Source organism: Pseudomonas corrugata, assembly GCF_001269905.1.
GTDB classification, from domain to species: Bacteria; Pseudomonadota; Gammaproteobacteria; order Pseudomonadales; family Pseudomonadaceae; genus Aquipseudomonas; species Aquipseudomonas corrugata.
In genome coordinates this window covers 26,662-49,181 of sequence record NZ_LHVK01000024.1, presented here as the reverse complement: position 1 = coordinate 49,181, position 22,520 = coordinate 26,662, and the positions used below count along the sequence as shown (strand labels likewise).

14 protein-coding genes are annotated in these 22,520 nt (G+C 59.7%); 7 read left to right on the top strand and 7 right to left on the bottom strand.

Going from position 1 to position 22,520, the window contains the following annotated elements; translation table 11 throughout:
* The 4 genes from AD665_RS23955 to AD665_RS23940 all read right to left on the bottom strand — a co-directional run.
* The coding region (locus AD665_RS23955; protein ID WP_080996621.1) for a M10 family metallopeptidase C-terminal domain-containing protein at positions 1 to 3,403 on the bottom strand (3,403 nt) is incomplete at its 3' end.
* Between the two features lie 118 nt (positions 3,404 to 3,521).
* A complete protein-coding gene (locus AD665_RS23950; protein WP_053194158.1) occupies positions 3,522 to 4,835 on the bottom strand; it encodes a TolC family outer membrane protein in 1,314 nt (437 codons plus the stop codon).
* 1 nt (position 4,836) lies between these two features.
* Entirely contained in the window at positions 4,837 to 6,156 is a 1,320-nt protein-coding gene (locus tag AD665_RS23945) for an HlyD family type I secretion periplasmic adaptor subunit (protein WP_024781038.1), read from the bottom strand.
* A 25-nt stretch (positions 6,157 to 6,181) separates the two neighbouring features.
* The gene (locus AD665_RS23940; protein ID WP_024781039.1) at positions 6,182 to 7,891 is read right to left on the bottom strand and encodes a type I secretion system permease/ATPase; all 1,710 of its coding nucleotides are present in this window, start codon (positions 7,889 to 7,891) and stop codon (positions 6,182 to 6,184) included.
* A gap of 472 nt (positions 7,892 to 8,363) precedes the next feature.
* On the opposite strand from AD665_RS23940, the gene AD665_RS23935 reads away from it, so the two are divergent.
* The 4 genes from AD665_RS23935 to AD665_RS23920 all read left to right on the top strand — a co-directional run bounded on the left by AD665_RS23935 (position 8,364) and on the right by AD665_RS23920 (position 15,249).
* Complete coding sequence (locus AD665_RS23935; protein ID WP_024781040.1) at positions 8,364 to 9,128, top strand: substrate-binding periplasmic protein; 765 nt, start codon at positions 8,364 to 8,366, stop codon at positions 9,126 to 9,128.
* A gap of 239 nt (positions 9,129 to 9,367) precedes the next feature.
* Positions 9,368 to 10,621, top strand: coding sequence for a multidrug efflux RND transporter periplasmic adaptor subunit MexE (gene mexE, locus AD665_RS23930; RefSeq protein WP_024781041.1), 1,254 nt, complete (start codon positions 9,368 to 9,370; stop codon positions 10,619 to 10,621).
* A 15-nt stretch (positions 10,622 to 10,636) separates the two neighbouring features.
* Positions 10,637 to 13,816, top strand: coding sequence for an efflux RND transporter permease subunit (locus AD665_RS23925; protein WP_024781042.1), 3,180 nt, complete (start codon positions 10,637 to 10,639; stop codon positions 13,814 to 13,816).
* Positions 13,813 to 15,249 carry an efflux transporter outer membrane subunit gene (locus tag AD665_RS23920; RefSeq protein ID WP_024781043.1) on the top strand — a complete coding sequence of 479 codons (1,437 nt, stop codon included), beginning with the start codon at positions 13,813 to 13,815 and terminating at the stop codon, positions 15,247 to 15,249. Before AD665_RS23925 ends, AD665_RS23920 begins: the two co-directional genes overlap by 4 nt.
* A gap of 172 nt (positions 15,250 to 15,421) precedes the next feature.
* On the opposite strand, the gene AD665_RS23915 is transcribed toward AD665_RS23920, so the two are convergent.
* Positions 15,422 to 15,838 carry an eS1 family ribosomal protein gene (locus AD665_RS23915; protein ID WP_024781044.1) on the bottom strand — a complete coding sequence of 139 codons (417 nt, stop codon included), beginning with the start codon at positions 15,836 to 15,838 and terminating at the stop codon, positions 15,422 to 15,424.
* Between the two features lie 359 nt (positions 15,839 to 16,197).
* On the opposite strand from AD665_RS23915, the gene AD665_RS23910 reads away from it, so the two are divergent.
* The 3 genes from AD665_RS23910 to AD665_RS23900 all read left to right on the top strand — a co-directional run bounded on the left by AD665_RS23910 (position 16,198) and on the right by AD665_RS23900 (position 20,676).
* Positions 16,198 to 17,256, top strand: a complete 1,059-nt coding sequence (locus AD665_RS23910) for a tetratricopeptide repeat protein (protein WP_024781045.1) — start codon at positions 16,198 to 16,200, stop codon at positions 17,254 to 17,256.
* A 250-nt stretch (positions 17,257 to 17,506) separates the two neighbouring features.
* Positions 17,507 to 19,009 (top strand): ATPase domain-containing protein, encoded by a 1,503-nt coding sequence (locus AD665_RS23905; protein WP_024781046.1) that lies wholly within the window; start codon positions 17,507 to 17,509, stop codon positions 19,007 to 19,009.
* A complete protein-coding gene (locus AD665_RS23900) occupies positions 19,009 to 20,676 on the top strand; it encodes a response regulator (protein ID WP_392397809.1) in 1,668 nt (555 codons plus the stop codon). Before AD665_RS23905 ends, AD665_RS23900 begins: the two co-directional genes overlap by 1 nt.
* Positions 20,677 to 20,869: 193 nt before the next feature.
* Here AD665_RS23900 and AD665_RS23895 read toward each other — a convergent pair whose 3' ends face one another.
* The gene (locus AD665_RS23895; RefSeq protein ID WP_024781048.1) at positions 20,870 to 21,247 is read right to left on the bottom strand and encodes a response regulator; all 378 of its coding nucleotides are present in this window, start codon (positions 21,245 to 21,247) and stop codon (positions 20,870 to 20,872) included.
* Positions 21,240 to 22,520 (bottom strand): hybrid sensor histidine kinase/response regulator, encoded by a 1,281-nt coding sequence (locus AD665_RS23890; protein WP_053194156.1) that lies wholly within the window; start codon positions 22,518 to 22,520, stop codon positions 21,240 to 21,242. Before AD665_RS23890 ends, AD665_RS23895 begins: the two co-directional genes overlap by 8 nt.

The following is a 22,520-nucleotide window of genomic DNA, read 5'->3' as shown; positions in this document are numbered from 1 at the left end:
CATTGCCAGTGCCGTCGATATTGCCGGTGCCGCTGAGCGTCAGGATTTCGAGATTGGTACCGAGGGCGTAGCTGATGGACGACAGGACGCTGTCGATTTCGGTGAGCGACGCACCGGCCTCGGTGACCGTGTCACCGATATTATCGACCACGTAGGTATCGTTGCCTGCCGCGCCAATCATCGTATCCGCACCGCCCAGGCCATTGAGCACGTTGGCGGCGGCATTGCCGATCAGCACGTTATCCAAGGCGTTGCCGGCTCCATTGATTGCGGCAACACCCGTCAGCGTGAGGTTTTCCAGATTGGCGCCCAGGGTCCAGCTCACCGACGAACGCACGGTATCGATTTCGCTGTCCAGGGTACTGGTTTCGCTGACGATGTCCTTGAGGTTGTCGACGATATACGTGTCGTTGCCGGTACCGCCGATCAAGGTATCGGCTCCCGCGCCGCCGTCCAGGATGTCCGCACCGTCCAGGCCATTCAACACGTTGGCGGCACTGTTGCCGACCAGGCTGTTGTCCGAGGCGTTACCGACAAGGTTGATGGCGCCAATGCCGAGCAACTGACCGTCCTCGACGTTGGCCGACAGGGTATGACTGACCGACGTGCGTACCAGATCGCGGCCTTCGCCGGCGAGCTCGGTGACCGTGTCACCGAGGTTATCGACAAGATAGGTGTCATTCCCGGCGCCGCCGATCAGGGTGTCCCGCCCGGCTCCGCCATTGAGCACGTTGTTGCCGGCGTTGCCGATCAATACGTTGCCCAGAGCGTTACCGGTGCCGTTGACGGCGGCGTTGCCAGTCAGCGTGAGGTTTTCCAGGTTGGCGCCCAGGGTCCAACTCACCGAGGAGCGCACGGTATCGATTTCACTCGCCAGGGTGCTGGTTTCGCTGACGACATCCTTGAGGTTGTCGACCACGTAGGTGTCGTTACCGGCCCCACCGATGAGGGTGTCGATACCCAGGCCACCGTCCAGCACGTTGGCGCCGGCGTTACCGGTGATTCGATTGTTCAGGGCATTGCCGGTGCCGTCGATATTGCCGGTGCCGCTGAGCGTCAGGATTTCGAGATTGGTACCGAGGGCGTAGCTGATGGACGACAGGACGCTGTCGATTTCGGTGAGCGATGCACCGGCCTCGGTGACCGTGTCACCGATATTATCGACCACGTAGGTATCGTTGCCTGCCCCGCCAATCATGGTATCCGCACCGCCCAGGCCATTGAGCACGTTGGCGGCGGCATTGCCGATCAGCACGTTGTCCAGTGCGTTGCCGATACCATTGATAGCGGCGGTACCGATCAGCGAGAGGTTTTCCAGATTGGCGCCCAGGGTCCAGCTCACCGACGAACGCACGGTATCGATTTCGCTGTCCAGGGTACTGGTTTCGCTGACGATGTCCTTCAGGTTGTCGACGATATACGTGTCGTTGCCGGTACCGCCGATCAAGGTATCGGCACCCGCGCCGCCGTCCAGCACGTTGTTTCCGGTGTTGCCGGTCAGCACATTGTTCAGTGCGTTGCCAGTGCCGTTAATAGCGGCTACGCCAGTCTGCGTGAGGTTTTCCAGATTCGCGCCCAAAGTCCAAGTGACCGAAGAACGCACGGTGTCGATTTCGCTGGCCAGGGTACTGGTTTCGCTGATGAGGTCCTGCAGGTTGTCGACTACATAGGTATCGTTGCCGGTGCCGCCAATGAGGGTGTCAATGCCAGCGCCGCCATCCAGGGTGTTTGCACCCGAGTTACCGATAAGGCGGTTGTTCAACGCGTTGCCGGTTGCATTGATAGAGGCTACACCTGTCAGCGTGAGGTTTTCCAGGTTACTGCCCAAGGTGTAGCTAACCGATGAAAAGACGCTGTCGACTTCCGTTAGCGACGTACCATCCTCTGTGATCGTGTCCCCGATGGCGTCGACCACATAGGTATCGTTGCCTGCCCCGCCAATCATCGTATCCGCACCGCCCAGGCCATTGAGCACGTTGGCGGCGGCGTTGCCAATCAGCACGTTGCTCAAGCCGTTGCCGGTGCCATTGATGAGGGCGGTGCCGGTCAGCGTGAGGTTTTCCAGGTTGGCGCCCAGCGTCCAGCTCACCGAAGAACGCACGGTATCAACTTCACTGCCCGGGGTACTGGTTTCGCTGACTATATCCTTCAGATTATCAACGACGTAAATGTCATTGCCGGTCCCACCGATCAGAGTATCAGCACCCGCTCCGCCATCCAGCACGTTATCGCCGGAGTTACCGGTCAGCACGTTGCTCAGCGCATTGCCTGTCCCGTTGAGGTTATCACTACCGGTCAGCGTAAGATTTTCCAGGTTTGCACCGAGAGTCCAGCTTACCGAAGAACGCACGGTGTCGATTTCGCTGGCCAGGGCACTGGTCTCGCTGACAACATCCGCCAGGTTATCGACCACATAGGTATCGTTGCCTGCACCGCCGATCATCGTATCCTTGCCGGCAAGTCCATTCAGGACGTTACCCAGCGCATTACCTATCAGGGTGTCGTCATTGGCTGAGCCGACTGCGTTTTCGATCTTGGCCCCATACGCTATCGCCAGCCCTTCATTGAAAGCCTTCTGGTCGCTATCCAGGAACGCCTGGCCGATCTTGCTGAACTGCCCCTCATTCAGGTTGATACGGACTGCTTCCGCCTGATTGCTGGCATCGATCGTGTCATTGCCACCTGCGTCCCAGATGGTTTCGAAAACCGACTGGTCAGTTGCCCAGCTATAGGTGTTATTACCGGTCTGCCACTGGGTGTTGGCGCCATAGAGCCTCTGGATGGCGGCAATATCCAACAGCATGGGCGTGGTCGGCTCGTAGGAGTAAGCGTTGGTGTAGCTCATGATCGTGTAACGAACATCATCGTACTGCGTAGCGAGTACCGTGGAGTTCGTCAGGCCCTGGGAAAACGGATGCTTCAAACCCAGCGCATGGCCGATCTCATGCATGAAGGTCAAGTAGTCGTAGGAGCCTTGGACTGGATTCGGATCATTCGTCACTGAACCGATCCAGACATCACCGGCGGCGGCGCTTCGACCAGGGAAATAACCCCAGGCTGCCGTGTCGGTGTCCATGTCCCCATACCCGCCGAATCGCAAGTCACCGACGTTGATGAAGCTTTCGTTGACCTCGGTGAATTTGATGTTGGCCACCGAACTCCATTCAGCAAGTGCGCTGACAATGGCGGTTTTCTGCGCCGGGTCCAGGACATAGCCGGACTGATACTCGTTGAAGTCGCTATAAAAACGAGAGAAATAGGAGTTGGTGGTCATGAAACTGTACGTCAGAGACGTAGTAGACGCACCGTGAGTCCAATAGGTGCCATAGATCAAACTGTCGACTTGCGCATTGCCCGTCAGACTTGCCGATGAAACAGATGAATAACCAAGTGGGCTGGGCATGCAAAGCTTCCTGTATGCAAATCCGCGGCCTTTCCTGGGATGCGGCCGCTGCAGAGATCACGGTATTGGAAAATGGCAGCATTGATATCACCCTGATATCAATAGTGCAATTCTGACGCTATTTTCTTGGCGCAACAAGCCATTCATTGGCTTGACGAATATCCCCGTCCCCCAATCTCCCGCTCCAACGATGCAATACAAGCAGACTGGTGACGAAGCGGTACTGGGACTGATAGAAATCACGTCGTGCGCGAAACTCTTCCTTGATGCTGTCCAGGACATCCACGGCATTCTTGACGCCATATCCGAAGGCTTTCTCCGTGGCCGTCCGTGATTTCTCAGCGGACTCCAGCGCGTGGCGCGTTGCCTTGATCCGGCTGAGTTCGGCCGACATCCCGAGATAGGCGGTGCGGGTTTCCTTGATCACCTGGCGCCGCAAGGCTTCCAGTTCTTGCTGGGCGACTTCCTTGTCGCTTTCGGACGTCGATACCCGGGCACTGGTGGATCCGCCGCTGTAGAGCGGCATCTGCAAATCAAGGGAAGCGACAAGGTTGTCCGAGCGCGGCGTCACCGCTCCCTCATAACCGATATCGCTGCGTTGCGCTGTCAGGTTAAGACCCAGGCGGGGCAGATGGCCGGCCCTGGCTTCGCCGATAGCCGCCTCGGCGGCACGGATACTGTGCTCACGGGCATGCAGTGCCGGGTTGCTGTCGAGTGCCGTCTGCACCCAATAGTCCGGGGCTTGCGCCGGCAGACTGAAGGCAGGGTTGTCGCCGATACGCTTGAAGGGCTCCTGGACATCACGCCCCACCAATTCGGAAATGGCTTCCCGACTGACCTGGACTTTGTTGCCGGCCTCGATCTCATCCGCCTTCAGCGCATCCACTCGCGCCTCGAGGTCAAGGGTATCAGTCACCATCGCCATCTGCCGCGCATACAGCGCATTGACGCGCTTGAGGTTTCGCTCGGTTGCGTCCAGCTCGCTGCGCACCAGGGACAGTTCGTCCTCCGCCGCGAGCACGGCGAAATAGCGCTCGGACAGGTCGATGCTGGACTGCACCTGGGTATCGTCGGATTCGTATTCGCTCTGTCGGGCCAGTTCTACGTACTTCTGGTAACTGCGCCAGACCTGCGGGTCGTATATCACCTGGCTGAGCGCCACGGCCATGCGCTTGCCGTTGTACTGGATACGGCTCAGGTCGTCGTCACGCCGACCGCGATTGACGCTGCCGCTGGCATTGAGCTGTGGCAGCAACTGGCCAAAGGCCGCACGCTCGTTGCCCTTCCCGCTGTGGATACGGGCTTGCGCCCGCAGAATACGCGGATCGGTACCCTGCGCCTCCTGATGGAGCTGCCACAGGTCTATATACGTGTCGTCGGCAATGGCGCCAAGGGGCATGACAAGCAGACAAAACGCGATCAGGAACTTCATGTCAGTCCTCGATCAACGAACGGGCGAACGCATTGCTCGCAGGCTGCATCAAGTACTGCAACAGCGTCCGCTCTCCGGTATTGATCAGCACCTCGACCGGCATGCCCGGCACCAGGATCAGGCCGCCCAGCGCCTGACGCTCCTTCTCGGTCATGGCCACCCGGGCCAGGTAGTACGGCATACCAGTGTCCTTGTTAACCAGGCGATCAGCAGATATTTGCACCAGTTGCCCTTCGACGACCGGCGTAGTGCTGTTCTTGAACGCACTGAAACGAATGTTCGCCAACTTGCCCACTGCGATGCGATCAATATCCATTGGTGAAACCTGCGCCTCGACGATCAGCTCTTCGTTGGCCGGGACGATATCGAGCAGCGCTGTGCCTGGACTGACCACCGCGCCCAAGGTGTGAACGGTCATACCCATGACCATGCCCGACTCGGGTGCGAGGATATCAGTGCGTTGATCACGGTCCTGCAGGGTTGCCAGCCGTTCGCGCAGTTCGAACACTTTGGTGCGGGCATCACCCAGCAGGCCTGCAACTTCGCTGGCGAAAGTCTTTTTCAGTTGCAGTATCTTCAGTGTCGCCTCGTCGACATTGACCCGCGCCTGGGCGATCTGGGACTGAGTTTCGGCTATTTCAGTCTGCAATCGGGAGAGACTGCGCTCCTGCTCACGCAACCGCTGCTTGTCCACGTAGCCTTCGGCGAGTAGCGCTCGCAAGTCGACGATTTCGTCCTGATAGGATGCCGCCAGCACCTGCTTGCTGGCGATGATGGTCTTGAACCCGCGAATCTGCTCTTCGATTTGTCCGATAGTCTTTTCCTGCAGGCTGATTTCACCCTGCAACGAATTCCGTCGAGCCTGAAAGATTCGTGCTTCGCTGTCGCGAGCCTCACGCACTCGCGGATCAGTGGGATCCAGGGTTGGCACGGCTGCCGGCTCGGACAGTGCGTCCCGCTCAGCCTCCAGTCGGGCCTGCAACTCGAGCGCAGCGATCAACTGGCTGCGCATGGCTTCCATCTCCGAGCGCGCCTGGGTGTTGTCGAGCACCAGCAACACATCACCGGCATTCACCCGGTCGCCGTCATGAACGCGCAGCTCGCGCACGATGCCACCTTCAAGATGTTGTACGGTCTTGCGATAGCTCTTGACCGTGACCACGCCCGGCGCCAACGCGGCACTGCCGAGCGGCGCCAGACTGGCCCAGCCTCCGAACAGACCGAACGTCACCAACAACATGAGGTAGCCGATGCGCCGTGCCGGTAAATCATCGATCGGTAGCGCGGACATGTGGGCGGATGAGTGCTGACTGTTCTGCATGAAAGTTTTTATCCGCTGCTTACGATTAAATCACGGTGGCCGGGGGAACTGCGGACGCAACGCCCTGCAATCGCGCCAGGACCTTGTCCCGTGGGCCGAACAGACTCAGTTCGCCCTGATTGAGCACCAGCAGTTTGTCCACCTGGGCCAGCACCCCGGAGCGATGGGTAATGACAAATACCGTGGCCCGGCTCTGCCTGAGTTTGCGCAGGGCCTCGGCGAGCATTTTTTCGCCGGCGTCATCCAAGTTCGAGTTGGGCTCGTCGAGGACCACCAGACGCGGTTCGCCATACAAGGCACGGGCCAGGCCAACGCGTTGACGCTGGCCACCGGATAATCCGCCGCCATTGGCACCGATCACGGTGTCGTAGCCCTCGGGCAATTGCAGCACCAGCTCGTGCACGCCGGCCATGCGCGCGGCAGCGACCACCGCAGGCGCGTTTGCCGGGCCGAAACGCGAGATGTTCTGGCTGATGGTGCCCTCAAACAATTCGATGTCCTGGGGCAAATAGCCGATGTACTGACCCAGTTCATCGCGACGCCATTGGCTGATGTCCGCATCGTCCAGGCGCACGGTACCGGCCTGGCTTGGCCAGATCCCCAGCAGTGCCCGGGCCAGCGTAGATTTCCCCGCACCGCTGGGGCCAATGATGCCCACCACCTCCCCCGCGGCAACCTGGAAGTCCAGGCCGCGAATGATCGGTTTGCGAGCGTCGGGGGCACCGACTGACAACCCTTCGACACGAATTGCCCCGTGCGGCGCAGGCAGTGGCATGCGTTCGGGATCTACAGCAACCTTGACCAGCAATTCGTGGAGCCGGGCATATTGCGAACGCGCCCCGAGAAAGCCTTTCCATACGCCGATCAGTTGGTCGATGGGCGCCAACGCTCGCCCCAGCAAAATGGAACCGGCAATCATCAGCCCGGGCGAAATCTGGTGGGTGATCGTCAAATAGGCGCCCAGGCCCAACACCAGGGACTGGACAATCTGACGGAATGTCCTGGATACCGCCGCAATGGTTGCACCGCGATCACTGGCCAGGCTTTGCAGGACCAGGACCCCGTGGACCCGCCGGCTCCAATGCTCACGCAGGCTTGCAAGCATGCCCATGGATTCGACCACTTCGGCATTGCGCAAACTCTTGTTTATGAAGGCGGTGGCCGTCATCTGTTCGCGGTTCGCGGCCTGCAACGGTGAGCGCGTGAGTTTCTCGTTGACGAACGCCAACGCCCCCAGCAACAACGCGCTCAATACCCCCATCCAACCGTACCAGGGATGGAACATGAACATGACGCCCAGGTAGATCGGAATCCAGGGCGCATCGAAAAAAGCAAACAGCCCGTTACCGGTCAGGAACTGACGCAAGCCGCTCAGATCGCTCAACGGCTGGGCCGAAGCGTTCATACCGCAGGTCGTGAGTGCCTGCTTGAAGCTGGCGTCGAACAGACGCTGCCCAAGCAACGAGTCCAGGCGCGTACTGACTCGCACCATGATCCGTGAGCGCACCCACTCCAGGCCGCCCATCGTGGTCATCAATAACAACATGATCAGGGTCAGCATCAACAGTGTCGACAGGCTCGCGCTGCCGACCGCACGGTCATACACCTGCAGCATGTAGAAAGATGGAACCAGCATCAGCAAATTGACGAAAAAACTGAAAAAACCGACGGCAAGAAAACTGCCCTTGCAGAGGGCAAGGGCGCTATCCAGCTCGGTCCTGGGATGGGCTGACATGGTTCATTACCTGAGGTCGGCTTGGGAGCCAGCCGGCGAAAATCGTAGTAGACGCTGGCGCATGAACGCCTTGAGGGAGCGTCGGCAGGCAGCTCTGAAGCGCCCGCACGGTTTGAACTGCCAGCGTTGTATCGGCAAGGATATGCGGTTCTGAAGTGGGAAAGTTGCAAATGCCTAGATGATCCGCGACGACCGCAGCGTTGCTTTCCGGATTGTCGGATACACGATCGTCCACCCCCTTCCGCCAACCCGGAATCAAAACGCAAGGCCTCTCGCGGCCAAATGATCTATACCTTCAGAGCAACCATTAAGGTCGAGGCAATAAACAGCAGGATGTGCGGATGAAACGATCGCGGCGGGTCTATCTTCGGGAACGCCGCATCGAATGATTCATAATCAGCGCAACGCTGTTTCACGACGCCGGCCCCACGTAGAATGCCGCACCTACTTTTCAATGCCTGAAGTATCGATCATGAGCCGGATCATCTGCGTGTTGAATATTCGTTCAAGAGCACTTTCCCGGTTATGCCTGTTGTTATCATTGCTGCTCGCGCCCACCGCCCACGGCGAGCCCAGACCGATTGAACTGCACATCCTCGACGCGCCCCCCCTGACCTTCGTCAACGATCCCAGAGGCTATGGCATCGTTGGCGATATCGCCGTGCAGGCCATGACCAAGGCGGGTTACGCAGTGCACATCCGTGTGCTGCCCTGGGCCAGGGCACAAAAACATGTCAGCGAGGAGCGGGATCGCCTGATTGCCCCCCTGTCACGCATCCCCAGTCGTGAAGACCGCTTCACCTGGATAGCCTCTGTCATGCCGATGGACCGGGCTTTCTTCAGCCTCGAGCGACAAGTGAGCAGTTTTGCCGAAGCCAAGGAAACCTACCAGAAAATCGGCGTCGGCCTGGGCAGTGCCCAGGAAGATATTCTGCGCGCCGAGGGATTCAGGGATGATCAGATCCATCGACTGACCATTGGCGACAATCCCGCACAGATGCTCCTGATGGGGCGCATCGATGCCTGGTTCAACGGCGTTCCGGAAAGCCGTTACATCTGGCCGAAGGTATCCAAGCGAAAGCTGCTCATGAGTCCGGTCAACAGTCACGCCGACCTTTACCTGGCCTGTTCGAAGCAATGCTCTGCCAAAATGGTCGAGGCTTTGCGCGACGCCGTTGAAGCGCTGCGCGAGGACGGTACCATCGACCGGGTGCATGACCTCTATCTGCCACGGTAGGAGCTGCCGAAGGCTGCGATCCTTTGATCTTGATCTTGATTCTTCGCCTTGCGACTCAATCGTCGGGGACAAGATCGCAGCCTTCGGCAGCTCCTACAGAGCCATAGATCCGCAGCTGGGCAGTTTTTGATCGCCTTATATCATTCCGAATGATAGTTACCTTTGCTTCATTCGATTCGTTCCCCCGCACCCGGCCACGCATCATCCGCCCATCTCAATACAATTGGCGGATGCTATCCATGGACCATTCACTTTCAAAACTACGTTTTCCCCTCGCACTGTTGGCAGTGCTGGTGATAAGCGCCTGTGGCAAGACACCTGATACGGCAGCGTCCATGCCGGCCGCCAAAGTCAGTGTGGCCAAGGTACTGGAGCAGCCGGTCAACGAATGGGACGAATTCACCGGACGCCTCGAAGCACCGGAAACCGTCGAGATTCGTCCACGGGTATCGGGGCAGATCGACGATGTGGCGTTCACCGAAGGTGCGCTGGTCAAGAAAGGCGATCTGCTGTTCCAGATCGACCCTCGCCCCTTCCAGGCTGAGGTGCGTCGTCTCGAAGCCCAACTGGCCCAGGCACGCGCCACCGCCACCCGCAGCGAGAATGAAGCCCAGCGTGGCGAACGCCTGCGCCAGAGCAATGCCATCTCCGCCGAACTGGCGGATTCGCGTACCAGCGCCGCCCAGGAAGCCCGTGCCGCCGCCGCGGCGATCCAGGCGCAACTGGATCTGGCCAAACTGAACCTGAGCTTCACGCGGGTCACTTCGCCCATCAGTGGTCGTGTCAGCCGCGCTGAAATCACCGCAGGCAACCTGGTAACCGCCGATGTGACTGCACTCACCAGCGTGGTTTCCACCGACAAGGTCTACGCCTACTTCGACGCTGACGAACGTGTCTTCCTCAAATACACCCAACTCGCCCGCCAGGGCCAGCGCGGCCAGGCCACGCCGGTCTACATGGGCCTGTCCAACGAGGAAGGCAACCCGCACCAGGGCCAGATGAACTTCATCGACAACCAGGTCAACCCGCAGACCGGTACCATCCGTGGTCGCGCCGTGTTCGACAACAAGGACGGCGCCTACACCCCAGGCCTGTATGCCCGTCTGAAGCTGGTGGGCAGCGGCACCTACTCCGCCGTGCTGATCAACGATGAAGCCGTAGGCACCGACCTGGGCAAGAAATTCGTGCTGGTGATGGACGCTGACAACAAGCCAGCGTATCGCCCCGTCGAGCTGGGGCCGAAGATCGAAGGCCTGCGCATCGTGCGTAGCGGCCTTAGCAAGGACGACACCATCATCGTCAAAGGGCTGCAACGGGTTCGCCCAGGGGCACCGGTCACGCCTGAAACCGTGCCGATGGCCAGCGAACAGACCCTCGCCGCTCTGGCTCAACAACGCAAAGCGCTCGAAGCCAGCAACCTGCCCCAGGTCGCGCCGTCCAAGGCGACGTCCACTGTGGCGGGAAAGCTGGCCACTGCGACCCCACGCGGTTAAGGAACTGAACTCAAGATGAAATTTTCCCAGTTCTTCATTTCACGGCCGATCTTTGCAGCGGTGCTTTCGCTGCTGATCCTGATCGCCGGCGCCATCTCGCTGTTCCAATTGCCGATCAGCGAATACCCCGAAGTCGTGCCGCCTACGGTGGTCGTGCGGGCCAACTTCCCTGGCGCCAACCCGAAGGTCATCGGTGAAACCGTGGCTGCGCCCCTGGAGCAAGCCATCACCGGCATCGAGAACATGCTGTACATGTCCTCGCAATCCACCGCTGACGGCAAGATCACCCTGACCATCACCTTTGCCCTGGGCACCGACCTGGACAACGCCCAGGTTCAGGTGCAGAACCGTGTCACCCGGACCGAGCCCAAGCTCCCGGAAGAAGTGACCCGGATCGGCATCACGGTGGACAAGGCGTCGCCCGACCTGACCATGGTCGTGCACTTGACCTCGCCGGACAAACGCTACGACATGCTCTACCTGTCCAACTACGCCCTGCTCAACATCAAGGATGAGCTGGCGCGCCTGGGCGGCGTGGGTGATGTGCAACTGTTCGGCATGGGCGACTACTCCCTGCGGGTCTGGCTGGACCCGAACAAGACCGCTTCGCGCAACCTGACCGCCACCGACGTGGTCACCGCCATCCGCGAGCAGAACCGTCAGGTTGCGGCTGGTGCCCTGGGTGCGCCACCGGCGCCGAATGCCCAGGCTTTCCAGCTCTCGATCAATACCCAGGGTCGCCTGGTGACTGAGGAAGAGTTCGAGAACATCATTATCCGTTCCGGCGCCAACGGTGAAATCACCCGTTTGAAAGACATTGCGCGAGTGGAGTTGGGTTCCAGCCAGTACGCGCTGCGGTCGTTGCTCGACAACCAGCCGGCGGTGGCGATCCCGATCTTCCAGCGTCCAGGCTCCAACGCCATCCAGATCTCCAACGACGTCCATGCCAAGATGGACGAGCTGAAGAAGAACTTCCCGGCGGGAATGGACTACAGCATCGTCTATGACCCGACGATCTTCGTTCGCGGCTCCATCGAGGCGGTGGTCCACACCCTGTTCGAAGCGCTGATCCTCGTGGTACTGGTAGTGATCCTGTTCCTGCAGACCTGGCGTGCCTCGATCATCCCGCTGGTGGCCGTGCCAGTGTCGTTGATCGGTACGTTCGCCGTGATGCACCTGTTCGGCTTCTCGCTGAACGCGCTTTCGCTGTTCGGGTTGGTGTTGGCCATCGGTATCGTGGTGGACGACGCCATCGTCGTGGTGGAAAACGTCGAACGGAACATCGGCCTCGGCCTCACTCCGGTGGAAGCGACCAAGCGCGCCATGGGCGAAGTGACCGGCCCGATCATCGCCACCGCACTGGTGCTCTGCGCGGTCTTCGTTCCGGCGGCCTTCATCAGTGGCTTGACCGGGCAGTTCTATAAGCAGTTCGCATTGACCATCGCCATTTCCACCGTGATCTCGGCATTCAACTCCCTGACCCTGTCGCCGGCCTTGGCCGCGGTACTGCTCAAGAGCCATGACGCCCCCAAGGACCGCTTCTCCAAGTTCCTTGATGCACTGTTGGGCAGTTGGCTGTTCCGCCCGTTCAACCGTTTCTTCGACCGGGCCAGCCACAGCTACGTGGGCGCTGTAGGCCGCGTGATCCGCAGCAGCGGCATCGCCCTGTTCGTCTACGCGGGCCTGATGGCGTTGACCTTCTTCGGCTTCACCAATACCCCGACTGGCTTCGTACCCGGCCAGGACAAGCAATACCTGGTGGCCTTCGCCCAACTGCCGGATGCCGCGAGCCTGGACCGCACCGAGGACGTGATCAAGCGCATGTCCGACCTGGCGCTCAAGCAACCGGGCGTTCAAAGCGCGGTGGCCTTCCCTGGCCTGTCGATCAACGGCTTCACCAACAGCCCGAACGCCGGCATCGTGTTCGTGACGCTCAAGCCCTTCGACGAGCGCAAGGACCCGAGCCAGTCGGCCGGTGCCATTGCTGGCGCCTTGAACGGCCAGTTCGCAAACATCCAGGAAGCCTACATGGCGATCTTCCCGCCGCCGCCGGTACAGGGCCTGGGCACGATCGGTGGCTTCCGCCTGCAAATCGAAGACCGGGGCAACCTGGGCTACGACGAGCTGTACAAGGAAACCATGAACATCATCACCAAGAGCCGCAGCGTGCCTGAGCTGGCCGGGCTGTTCACCAGCTACACCGTGAACGTGCCCCAGGTCGATGCCGCCATCGACCGGGAAAAAGCCAAGACCCACGGCGTGGCCATCAGCGACATCTTCGACACCCTGCAGATCTACCTGGGTTCGCTGTATGCCAACGACTTCAACCGTTTCGGCCGTACCTACCAGGTCAACGTCCAGGCCGAGCAGCAATTCCGCCTCGAGTCGGACCAGATCGGCCAACTCAAGGTGCGCAACAACCGTGGCGAGATGATCCCGCTGGCAACCTTCATCAAGGTCAGCGACTCCTCGGGACCGGACCGCGTGATGCACTACAACGGCTTCATCACCGCTGAAATCAATGGTGCCGCCGCTCCAGGCTACAGCTCCGGCCAGGCCGAGCAAGCCATCGAGAAGCTGCTCAAGGAAGAATTGCCCAACGGCATGACCTACGAGTGGACCGACCTGACCTACCAGCAGATCCTGTCGGGCAATACCGCACTGTTCGTGTTCCCGCTCTGCGTATTGCTGGCGTTCCTGGTACTCGCGGCACAATACGAAAGTTGGAGCCTGCCGCTGGCCGTGATCCTGATCGTACCGATGACTTTGCTGTCCGCCATTACCGGGGTGATTCTGTCCGGTGGCGACAACAACATCTTTACCCAAATCGGCCTGATCGTACTGGTGGGACTTGCCTGCAAGAACGCGATCCTGATCGTCGAGTTCGCCAAGGATAAACAGCTCGAGGGAATGAACCCGCTGGCAGCGGTCCTGGAAGCCTGCCGCCTGCGTCTGCGGCCGATCCTGATGACCTCCGTGGCCTTCATCATGGGTGTGGTGCCCCTGGTGTTCTCCAGCGGTGCCGGTGCGGAAATGCGTCACGCCATGGGTGTCGCGGTGTTCTCGGGCATGCTGGGCGTGACCTTCTTCGGCCTGCTGCTTACCCCCGTGTTCTATGTACTGATCCGTAACTTCGTCGAGCGCAGCGAGGCCCGCAAGGCGGCCCGGGCGTTGAAACTGGAGACGCAACAATGAGCTTGGCAACATTAAGCTTGAAAGTGTTTGTGCCGAGCTTGCTGGTCCTGGCGCTGAGTGCCTGCGCCGTAGGGCCCGACTACAAGGCACCGCAAACCGAGGCGGCGAACATCACCACCGCCACGGACGGCGCCGCCGGCCAGAAGAACTTCGACCGGGCGCGTTTCGAGGGCGTCTGGTGGCAGCAGTTCGAAGATCCGACGCTCAACGCTTTGGTGTCCCGTTCCCTGGAAGGTAACCGCGAGTTGCGCGTCGCCTTCGCTCGTCTGCGGGCGGCCCGGGCCATTCGCGACGACGCCAGCAACGACATCATGCCGACCATCACCAGTCGCGCCAGCAGCAACCTGGGCAAAGGCCAGATTCCGGGTCAGACCACCGACCGGGTCAATACCGAGCGCTACGACCTGGGCCTGGACATGGCCTGGGAAGTGGATCTGTTCGGGCGCATCCAGCGCAACCTGGAAGCCACCGACGCCGATCAGCAGGCCGCCGAGGCTGATCTCTACCAACTGCAGGTGACAATGATCGCCGAACTGGTGGACGCCTACGGCCAACTGCGCGGCGCCCAGCTGCGGGAAAAGATCGCCCTGGCGAACCTGCAGAACCAGCAGGCCTCGCGCAAGATTACCGAAAGCCTGCGCGATGCCGGCGTAGGCGATCAGCTCGACGTGGTCCGTGCCGACGCACGCCTGGCCTCGGTAGAAGCCAGCGTGCCGCAGTTACAGGCCGAGCAGGTGCGTCAGCGCAACCGCATCGCCACCTTGCTGGGTGAGCGTCCGGACAAGTTGAGCGTAGACCTGAGCCCCAAGGATCTGCCGGCCATCGCGAAGGCCCTGCCGATCGGCGACCCGGGACAATTGCTTCAACGTCGCCCGGACATTCTCAGAGCCGAACGGCAGTTGGCAGCGGCCACAGCGCGCATTGGTGTGGCCAAGGCCGACCTGTTTCCACGGGTCAGCCTCAGCGGTTTCCTCGGCTTTACCGCAGGGCGTGGTTCACAAATCGGGTCCTCGGCAGCCAACGCCTGGGCGCTGGGTCCGAGCATTACCTGGGCGGCCTTTGACCTGGGCAGCGTGCGGGCTCGCCTGCGCGGCGCCAATGCCGAGGCCGATGGCGCCCTGGCGACTTACGAACAGCAGGTGCTACTGGCCCTGGAAGAATCCGAGAACGCCTTCAGCGATTACGGCAAACGCCAGCAACGCCTGATTTCGCTGATCCGCCAAAGCGAATCCAGCCGTGCCGCCGCCGACCTGGCCGAAATCCGCTACCGCGAAGGCACCGTGGACTTCCTGGTGCTGCTCGACGCCCAGCGCGAACGCCTCGCCGCCGAAGACACTCAGGCCCAGGCTGAAGTTGACCTGTACCGCGGCATCGTCGCGATCTACAAGGCCCTGGGCGGCGGCTGGCAGCCTGAAACCGTCGCCAGCAACTGACCGACCGTTCACACCGAGCCCCTTTGGTTGACCGCAATCAACCAATTTTTTGCCCCGCGTTCATTTGGACGCGGGGCTTTTTTGTCTGGCTGATAGCGCCCGAAGATAATGAGCTCACCTTGCAAGTCTCAAGAGTGTCCGCTTGGCTTGCAACATCACCCTATAAATTGATTTACGTGTTACCAGGAACGGTAACGTCGAAAGTTCCCTTCAAGATCTTCGTCTCGTTGAATGGAGCAATCAATTCAAACTCACCGACGGCGTGCAAATTGGCCTCATCCCATTTGCATACGACTCTCCCTCCTGTCGCTGTCCCCTGCGAAGCACCGAACCGTATCCAACTTCGAACGTAAGGCGATGGCAAGATAATCTCTTTTTTCTGAAGGCCGTCGCGCATGACAGACACCTCAATGAACTGAGTTATGCCGTACTCGCCGTCATTCAAGGCGAATATCATATATACGTTTCCATGCTCAAACTCCCCTCTGATATCAGTGAACTTCAGATTCTCTAATGTAGCGAATGCAAAACCCGCTCCCTTCTTTGCAGCATGCTCGACACTTCTATCCGTTTCCGATGCGCTCTTCATGTCAACTCCTGTCAATCCAATGATTAAAATTGTCCCTACCAGACTTACCAGCAACAACTGACGAGACCGATGCCTCAACGACCCTCGATAACGGGCCGTTAGTCTTGCAAATTCATTCGAGCACACGACAGCGCAACACAAACACTGTCAGATCTGACAGCGGTTTATATTAATTCGACATAACCCATACTGACTGGCATACCATCTTCACAGGCCAGCCAACAAATCAACCTCGTAGATCCGACGCCATCGCGAGCAAGCCTGCTCCACAGGGTTCAATCCATAGTTCAGGGTTTGACTCAGGCCCTCACCTGACCGAAGCTTGCGACATTTCAAGCTTCTGGTAATGGATTCCCTGCATGCTCTCGCCTCGCCGTCGCTATCTGCTCCTCAGCCTCTGTGTCCTGTTGTTGATCGGTCTTGTCGCGGCGTGGCTACGCAGCACCACGCCGCAAATCCCCGAAGCGATCAAGCGTGGTTACAGTGAAGCCCTGGAAAGCGCCCGCAACGGACAGCCGGGAGCGGCGCGCAGGCTTTACCAGCAACTCGGGCGTCCGGACCTCTCGCCCAAGCGGCGGGTGTGGCTGCACGCCGAACTGCCCAACTACCCAAGTCCTCAGGCCCTGAAACTGGCGGATGCGGATCTGCACAGCGAATCGGCGGATGTACGTCGGGCGGCCATCGGCAGCATTGCCGGGCTGGTGCCGACGGGGCAGCGCAGTCTGCTGCTGGGGCCGTTGCTTGACGATGACGACCCCAGCGTGCGATTTGCGGCCGTAAATGCGCTGCTGGGACTCTCGCCGGATGACCTTGGCCTGTACTTCGGCGCCATGCAACTGGCCATTGACACTTGGGAACAGCAGCTTCAAGACGGTCCGCAAACCACCGGTTCCTTCTATCAACTCGCCCGCCTTTACCAACACAACGCCGACTTGAAAAAGGCCCAGCAAGCTTTGGAGCAAGCCCTGCGCCTGCAGCCGGACAACCTGCCGGCAGTGGTCATGCAGATCGAAGTGCTCGACAAACTGGGACGGGGCGAAGCCGCGCGACAATTACTCGCAAAACAATTGCAAACCCAACCACAGTCGGCTTACCTGCAACATGCGCTGGGCATGTGGTTGTTGCAACATGGCCAGAGCGAATACGCGGTGCTCGGCCTGGCAAAAGCCGTTGAACTCGAGCCTGACAATCGTCATTACCGTTACGACCTGGCAACCACCCTGCATGCCGAGCAGGAGCTGGAAGCCGCGCAGAAACAGTTGCAGGAAATTGTTCAGCGCTACCCTGCAGACCGCAAGGCTCGGGTGTTGCTGATCAACTACTGGAAGGAAACCGGGCAGTTGCAGAATGTACAGATCCTGCTGGCGAAACTGGAGCAGTTGAACCCCGACGATCCAGTGCTGCAGCAGGGCTTGTAGACGCACTGTAGGCGCTGCCGAGTGCAACGAGGCTGCGATCTTTCCCCAGACAATTGAATCCTGAGCGAACGCCAGCCAATCAAGGTCAAGATCAAAGCCAAGATCAAGAGATCGCAGCCTTCGGCAGCGCCTGCAGAGTTGTACAACTTCACCAGTTTTGTAGCGACAAGTGGAACCGCTATCTCCGCCAAGGGTCAAGTATTCAGACACTTCAACCTGCTTTACTTCCCTGGCCATGAGGGGGCTATTTTTGTCTACATTGAACGAGTTGATCGACGCCAAAGCCGCCACCGGTATCGAAGGACTGGACAATATCCTCTCCGGTGGCTTGTCCCGCGGTCATGTGTTCCTGCTGGAAGGGGAACCTGGCACTGGCAAGACCACGGTCGCGTTGCATTTCCTGTTGGCCGGCGCCCAAGCCGGCGAGCGCTCGTTGTACATCACGCTCTCGGAAACCGAGCGTGAATTGCGTCAAGGCGCGACCTCCCACGGGTGGACGCTGGACGAGAACATCCACATTTTCGAACTGACGCCGCCTGAAAGCCTGCTCAATGCCGAGCATCAGCAAAGCCTGCTGTATTCGTCGGACCTGGAGCTGGGTGAAGCGACGCGGCAGATCTTCGAGGTGGTCGAACAGGTCAAGCCGACCCGGGTCGTACTCGACAGTCTGTCGGAGATCCGCCTGCTGGCGCAGAGCTCCCTGCGCTATCGCCGACAGATCCTGGCGATCAAGCATTACTTCGTGCGCTACGATGCCACCGTCTTGCTGCTCGATGACCTGACCACCGAATCCCTGGACAAGACCGTGCACAGCGTCGCCCACGGGGTAATTCGCCTCGAAGAACTGACACCCAACTATGGCGCCGAACGGCGACGGATCCGGGTGGTCAAGTATCGCGGGCAAAAATACCGCGGCGGCTTTCATGACTTCACCATCATGGGGGACGGTCTTCATGTCTTCCCGCGCCTGGTGGCGGCCGAGCATCGCGGGCAATACCTGCGTCAACAACTGTCCAGTGGCATCGCGGAAATGGATGCCCTGCTGGGTGGAGGTATCGAGACGGGGTCAAGCACCTTGATCCTGGGGCCGGCAGGTACCGGGAAGTCGCTGATTTCGCTGATTTTCGCCGCAGCGGCCGTAGAGCGCGGCGAAAAGGCTGCCCTGTTTATATTTGACGAAGAGCTGGGCCTGCTGTTCGAACGCATGAACAATATCGGCATCGACCTGAAGTCGCTGCAACAAACCGGCAACCTGTTGATCGAACAGGTAGACGCCGCAGAGTTGTCTCCCGGTGAGTTCTCCCATCGGGTACGTCGCTGCGTCGACGAAGGTGACATCAAGACCGTCGTCATCGACAGCATCAACGGCTACCAGGCCGCCATGCCGGAAGAAAACGCTCTGGTACTGCACATGCATGAGCTGTTGCTGTACCTCAATCGCAAGGGCGCAGCGACCTTCATGACCGTCGCGCAACATGGCCTGGTAGGCGACATGCAGGCGCCTGTGGACATTACTTATCTGGCTGACACCGTGATTCTGTTGCGTTATTTCGAAGCGCTGGGCAAGGTCCGACGGGCGATTTCCATCATCAAGAAACGCACCGGCAGCCACGAATCGACGATCCGCGAATATCGCATCAGCGGGCAAGGCATGACGATCGGTGAACCGCTGGAAGCGTTCCAAGGCGTATTGCGTGGAGTACCGACCTATATGGGAGCGGACCATCCACTGCTCAGGGATGAGCTCCAGTGATGTTGTTCGAGCCCCTGTCGGAGCGGGCACTGATCCTCGCACCGCTGGGGCGGGACAGCCAGATCGCCATGATGATCCTCAACGAAGCCGGGTTCACCGGCCTCATTTGTCGTCATCTGGGGCAATTGTGCGAAGAGCTCGAACATGGCGCCGGCCTGCTGGTCATCTCGTCGGAAGCCTTGGTGGGGCCGGACCTGGAGGCGTTGTTCCTGCAGATTGAGCAACAACCGGCCTGGTCCGACCTTCCCATCGTCCTTTTGACCCATCACGGTGGTCCTGAACAGAACCCGGCGGCACGTATCGGCATGCAACTGGGCAACGTAACGTTCCTGGAACGTCCTTTCCATCCAGTAACCCTGGTCAGCCTGGTCACCACCGCCTTGCGTGGTCGACGAAGGCAATACGAGGCTCGGGAACGCCTGATCGATCTGAGCAACAGTGAGCTGCGCCTGCAAAACACTCTCGAAACCCTTGAACAGCAGGTAGAAGAGCGCACCGCTCAACTGCGCCACAATGAAGAAGCCTTGCGCCAATCGCAGAAGATGGAAGCGGTCGGCCAACTGACTGGCGGCATCGCCCACGACTTCAACAACATGCTGACCGGGATCATCGGCAGCCTTGAACTGCTGCGCAGGCGCCTGGCCCGGGGTCGCACCGAAGACCTGGACAGCCTGATCGACCTGGGCGTGACCTCGGCCAACCGCGCAGCCGGCCTGACCCATCGCCTGCTGGCGTTCTCCCGACGCCAGTCGCTGGATTCCAAGGCCGTGCAGATGAACACGCTGGTACTGTCCATGGGGGAGCTGCTTCAGCGCAGCCTCAATGAAAGCATCCGGCTGGACATGCGGTTGGACGAGCAGCTCTGGATCGCCGAGGCCGATCCCAACCAATTGGAAAGTGCCCTGCTCAACCTCGTACTCAACGCGCGAGATGCCATGCCGGAAGGCGGAATGCTGGTGGTGCGCACGCTCAACAAGCATCTGGATGCCGGCTTCACTGACGCGTACACCAACCTCGAACCCGGCGACTATGTAGTACTGAGCGTGCAGGATAGCGGGTGCGGCATGCCCGAGTCGGTCATCAATCGCGCGTTCGATCCATTTTTCACCACCAAACCCATCGGCCAGGGCACTGGACTGGGCCTGTCGATGATCTATGGATTCAGCAAGCAATCACGTGGCCACGTGGCAATCGACAGCGATGTCGGCAAAGGCACTACTGTCAATCTCTATCTGCCACGTTTCCTGGGCGAAGAAACCCCCGAGTCGTCAGTCGACAAGCAGCATGCGGCCCCGGCACAGGCCGGCGAGACCGTGTTGATCGTCGAAGACGATCCGGCAGTGCGAGTACTGGTCAGCTCGGTACTGGGCGAACTGGGTTATACCTTCCTTGAAGCCAGCGACGCCAACGGTGCGGTGCCGATTCTCCAGTCAGGCCAGCGCATCGATCTGCTGATCAGCGACGTGGGGTTGCCGGGCATGAATGGCCGGCAACTGGCGGAAGTCGGCCGGCAGATCCGCCCGGACCTGCGGGTGCTGTTCATCACCGGCTACGCCGAACACGCGGCAGTACGCGGAGGCTTTCTCGACCAGGGCATGCAAATGATCACGAAGCCCTTCACGTTTGACCTGTTGACGGCCAAGGTTCGGGAGATGATCGGGGCCTGAAGTACATCCCTGTGGGAGCAAGCCCGCTCCCACACCGGGTATGACGTTGACGCTGAATCTATGGACGCCACAGAAATGGTGGGAGCGGGCTTGCTCGCGAAAGCGGCTGTACCTTCACCACAGCGGCAAGCTGGACCATCGCATTTGCGAGCAGGCTCGCTCCCACAGGGATCCAGGGGTGAATTCAAGAACGTCAGGACAACATCGAGCGCATGATGCCTTGCAGTTCGTCCAGGTCGAACGGTTTTTCAAGGATCGGCGCCTGGCGGGTGATGGGGCTGTCGGTGTCGCGCACTTCCTGGGCATAACCGCTGATGAAGATCACTTTCAGATCCGGACGCAACCTGACTGCGGGTTCAGCGATCTGCACCCCGGAAATGCCGCCCGGCAGGCGGAAGTCGGTAATCATCATGTCCAGGTGGGGTTTGCTTGCCAGGACTTCGAATGCCTTTTCGCCATTCTCGGCCTGCAGCACCCGATAGCCCTCGCCTGACAGATAGGCGGACAATATCATCATGATCGACTCGTCATCCTCGACGAGCAGTACAACATCTTGCGCATCTTCACTCATGAGAAGCCTTCGTTCGATCAATAGCTGCTGATACGACCGTAGGGCCATTCAGAGGTTGCGTCAATGCAACGTTTTTCGGAAGGACGGCGCCCTGCAAGGGCAGGCAAACGCGGAACAACGCGCCTTCGTTGATTCGACTGTCGACCGTGATGGTTCCCCCATGGGCGGTGACGATCTGCTCGGAGATGAACAAGCCCAGGCCCAAGCCGGAGGCAACCGCCTTGGAGGTCACCCGCTCGAACTGCTGGAAGATGCGTTTCTGGTTCTCCTCGCTGATACCGATGCCGCGGTCCTGGACCTCTACGCAGGCATGCTCGAGCGTCTTGTAGACGCGTACATCGATCGGGCTCTTGCCCCCATAGCGCAATGCATTGGTCAGCAGGTTCGACACCACCTGCTCGATCCGAAATTCATCCCACAGTCCCTCCACCAAAGGCTCGGCGGAGTAGTTCAACGCGGATTCGGCAGCCACGATCTGCGGCTGGAAATTGCGCAGCAGGTTTTCCACCAAGGCCGAGAGGTTGAAACGGGTCGGGCGGATGGACAACTTGCCGGTACGAATGCGCGACACATCCAGCATGTCCTCAATCAGCCGGATCAGGCTCTTGATCTGCCGCTCGTCGCGCTCGACCATCGCCTTCACCTTATCCAGGCTGAACGCTGCGGCATTGTCCCGGGCCAAGTGCATCTTGCGCAGTTGTGTTTCGAGAATCAGGCCGTTAAGGGGCGTGCGCACTTCGTGGGCGACGATCGACATGAAATCGTCGCGCATCCGCACCGCCTGCTCTAGTTCGTTGCGGGTGGCCTGCAATTGCTGGAGGAGCACTTCCTGTTCCCGACGGCTCTGTTCCAGGGCGACGACCTGCTCCTTCACCGCCCTCTTCTGACGATGGAGCTCCACGAACACATTGACCTTGCTCTTGACCGCATGGGTGTCCAGTGGCTTGTGCAGGAAGTCCACCGCACCGTTTTCATAGCCGGTAAAGGCATAGTTGCGCTCACGGCCGGCGGCGCTGACAAAAATGATCGGAATGCTACGGGTCTTCTCCGTCCCCCGCATAAGCTCGGCCAGTTCGAAGCCGTTCATGTCCGGCATCTGTACGTCGATGATGGCCAGGGCAAAGTCATGTAGCAACAACAGGGACAACGCCTGATCAGCTGACTGAGCCTTGTAGACCTTGCGGTCGTCACCCTTGATCAGGGCCTCCAGTGCCAACAGATTCTCCGGCAGATCATCGACGACCAGCAGTTTGGCTTGAATATCTCGTGGCAT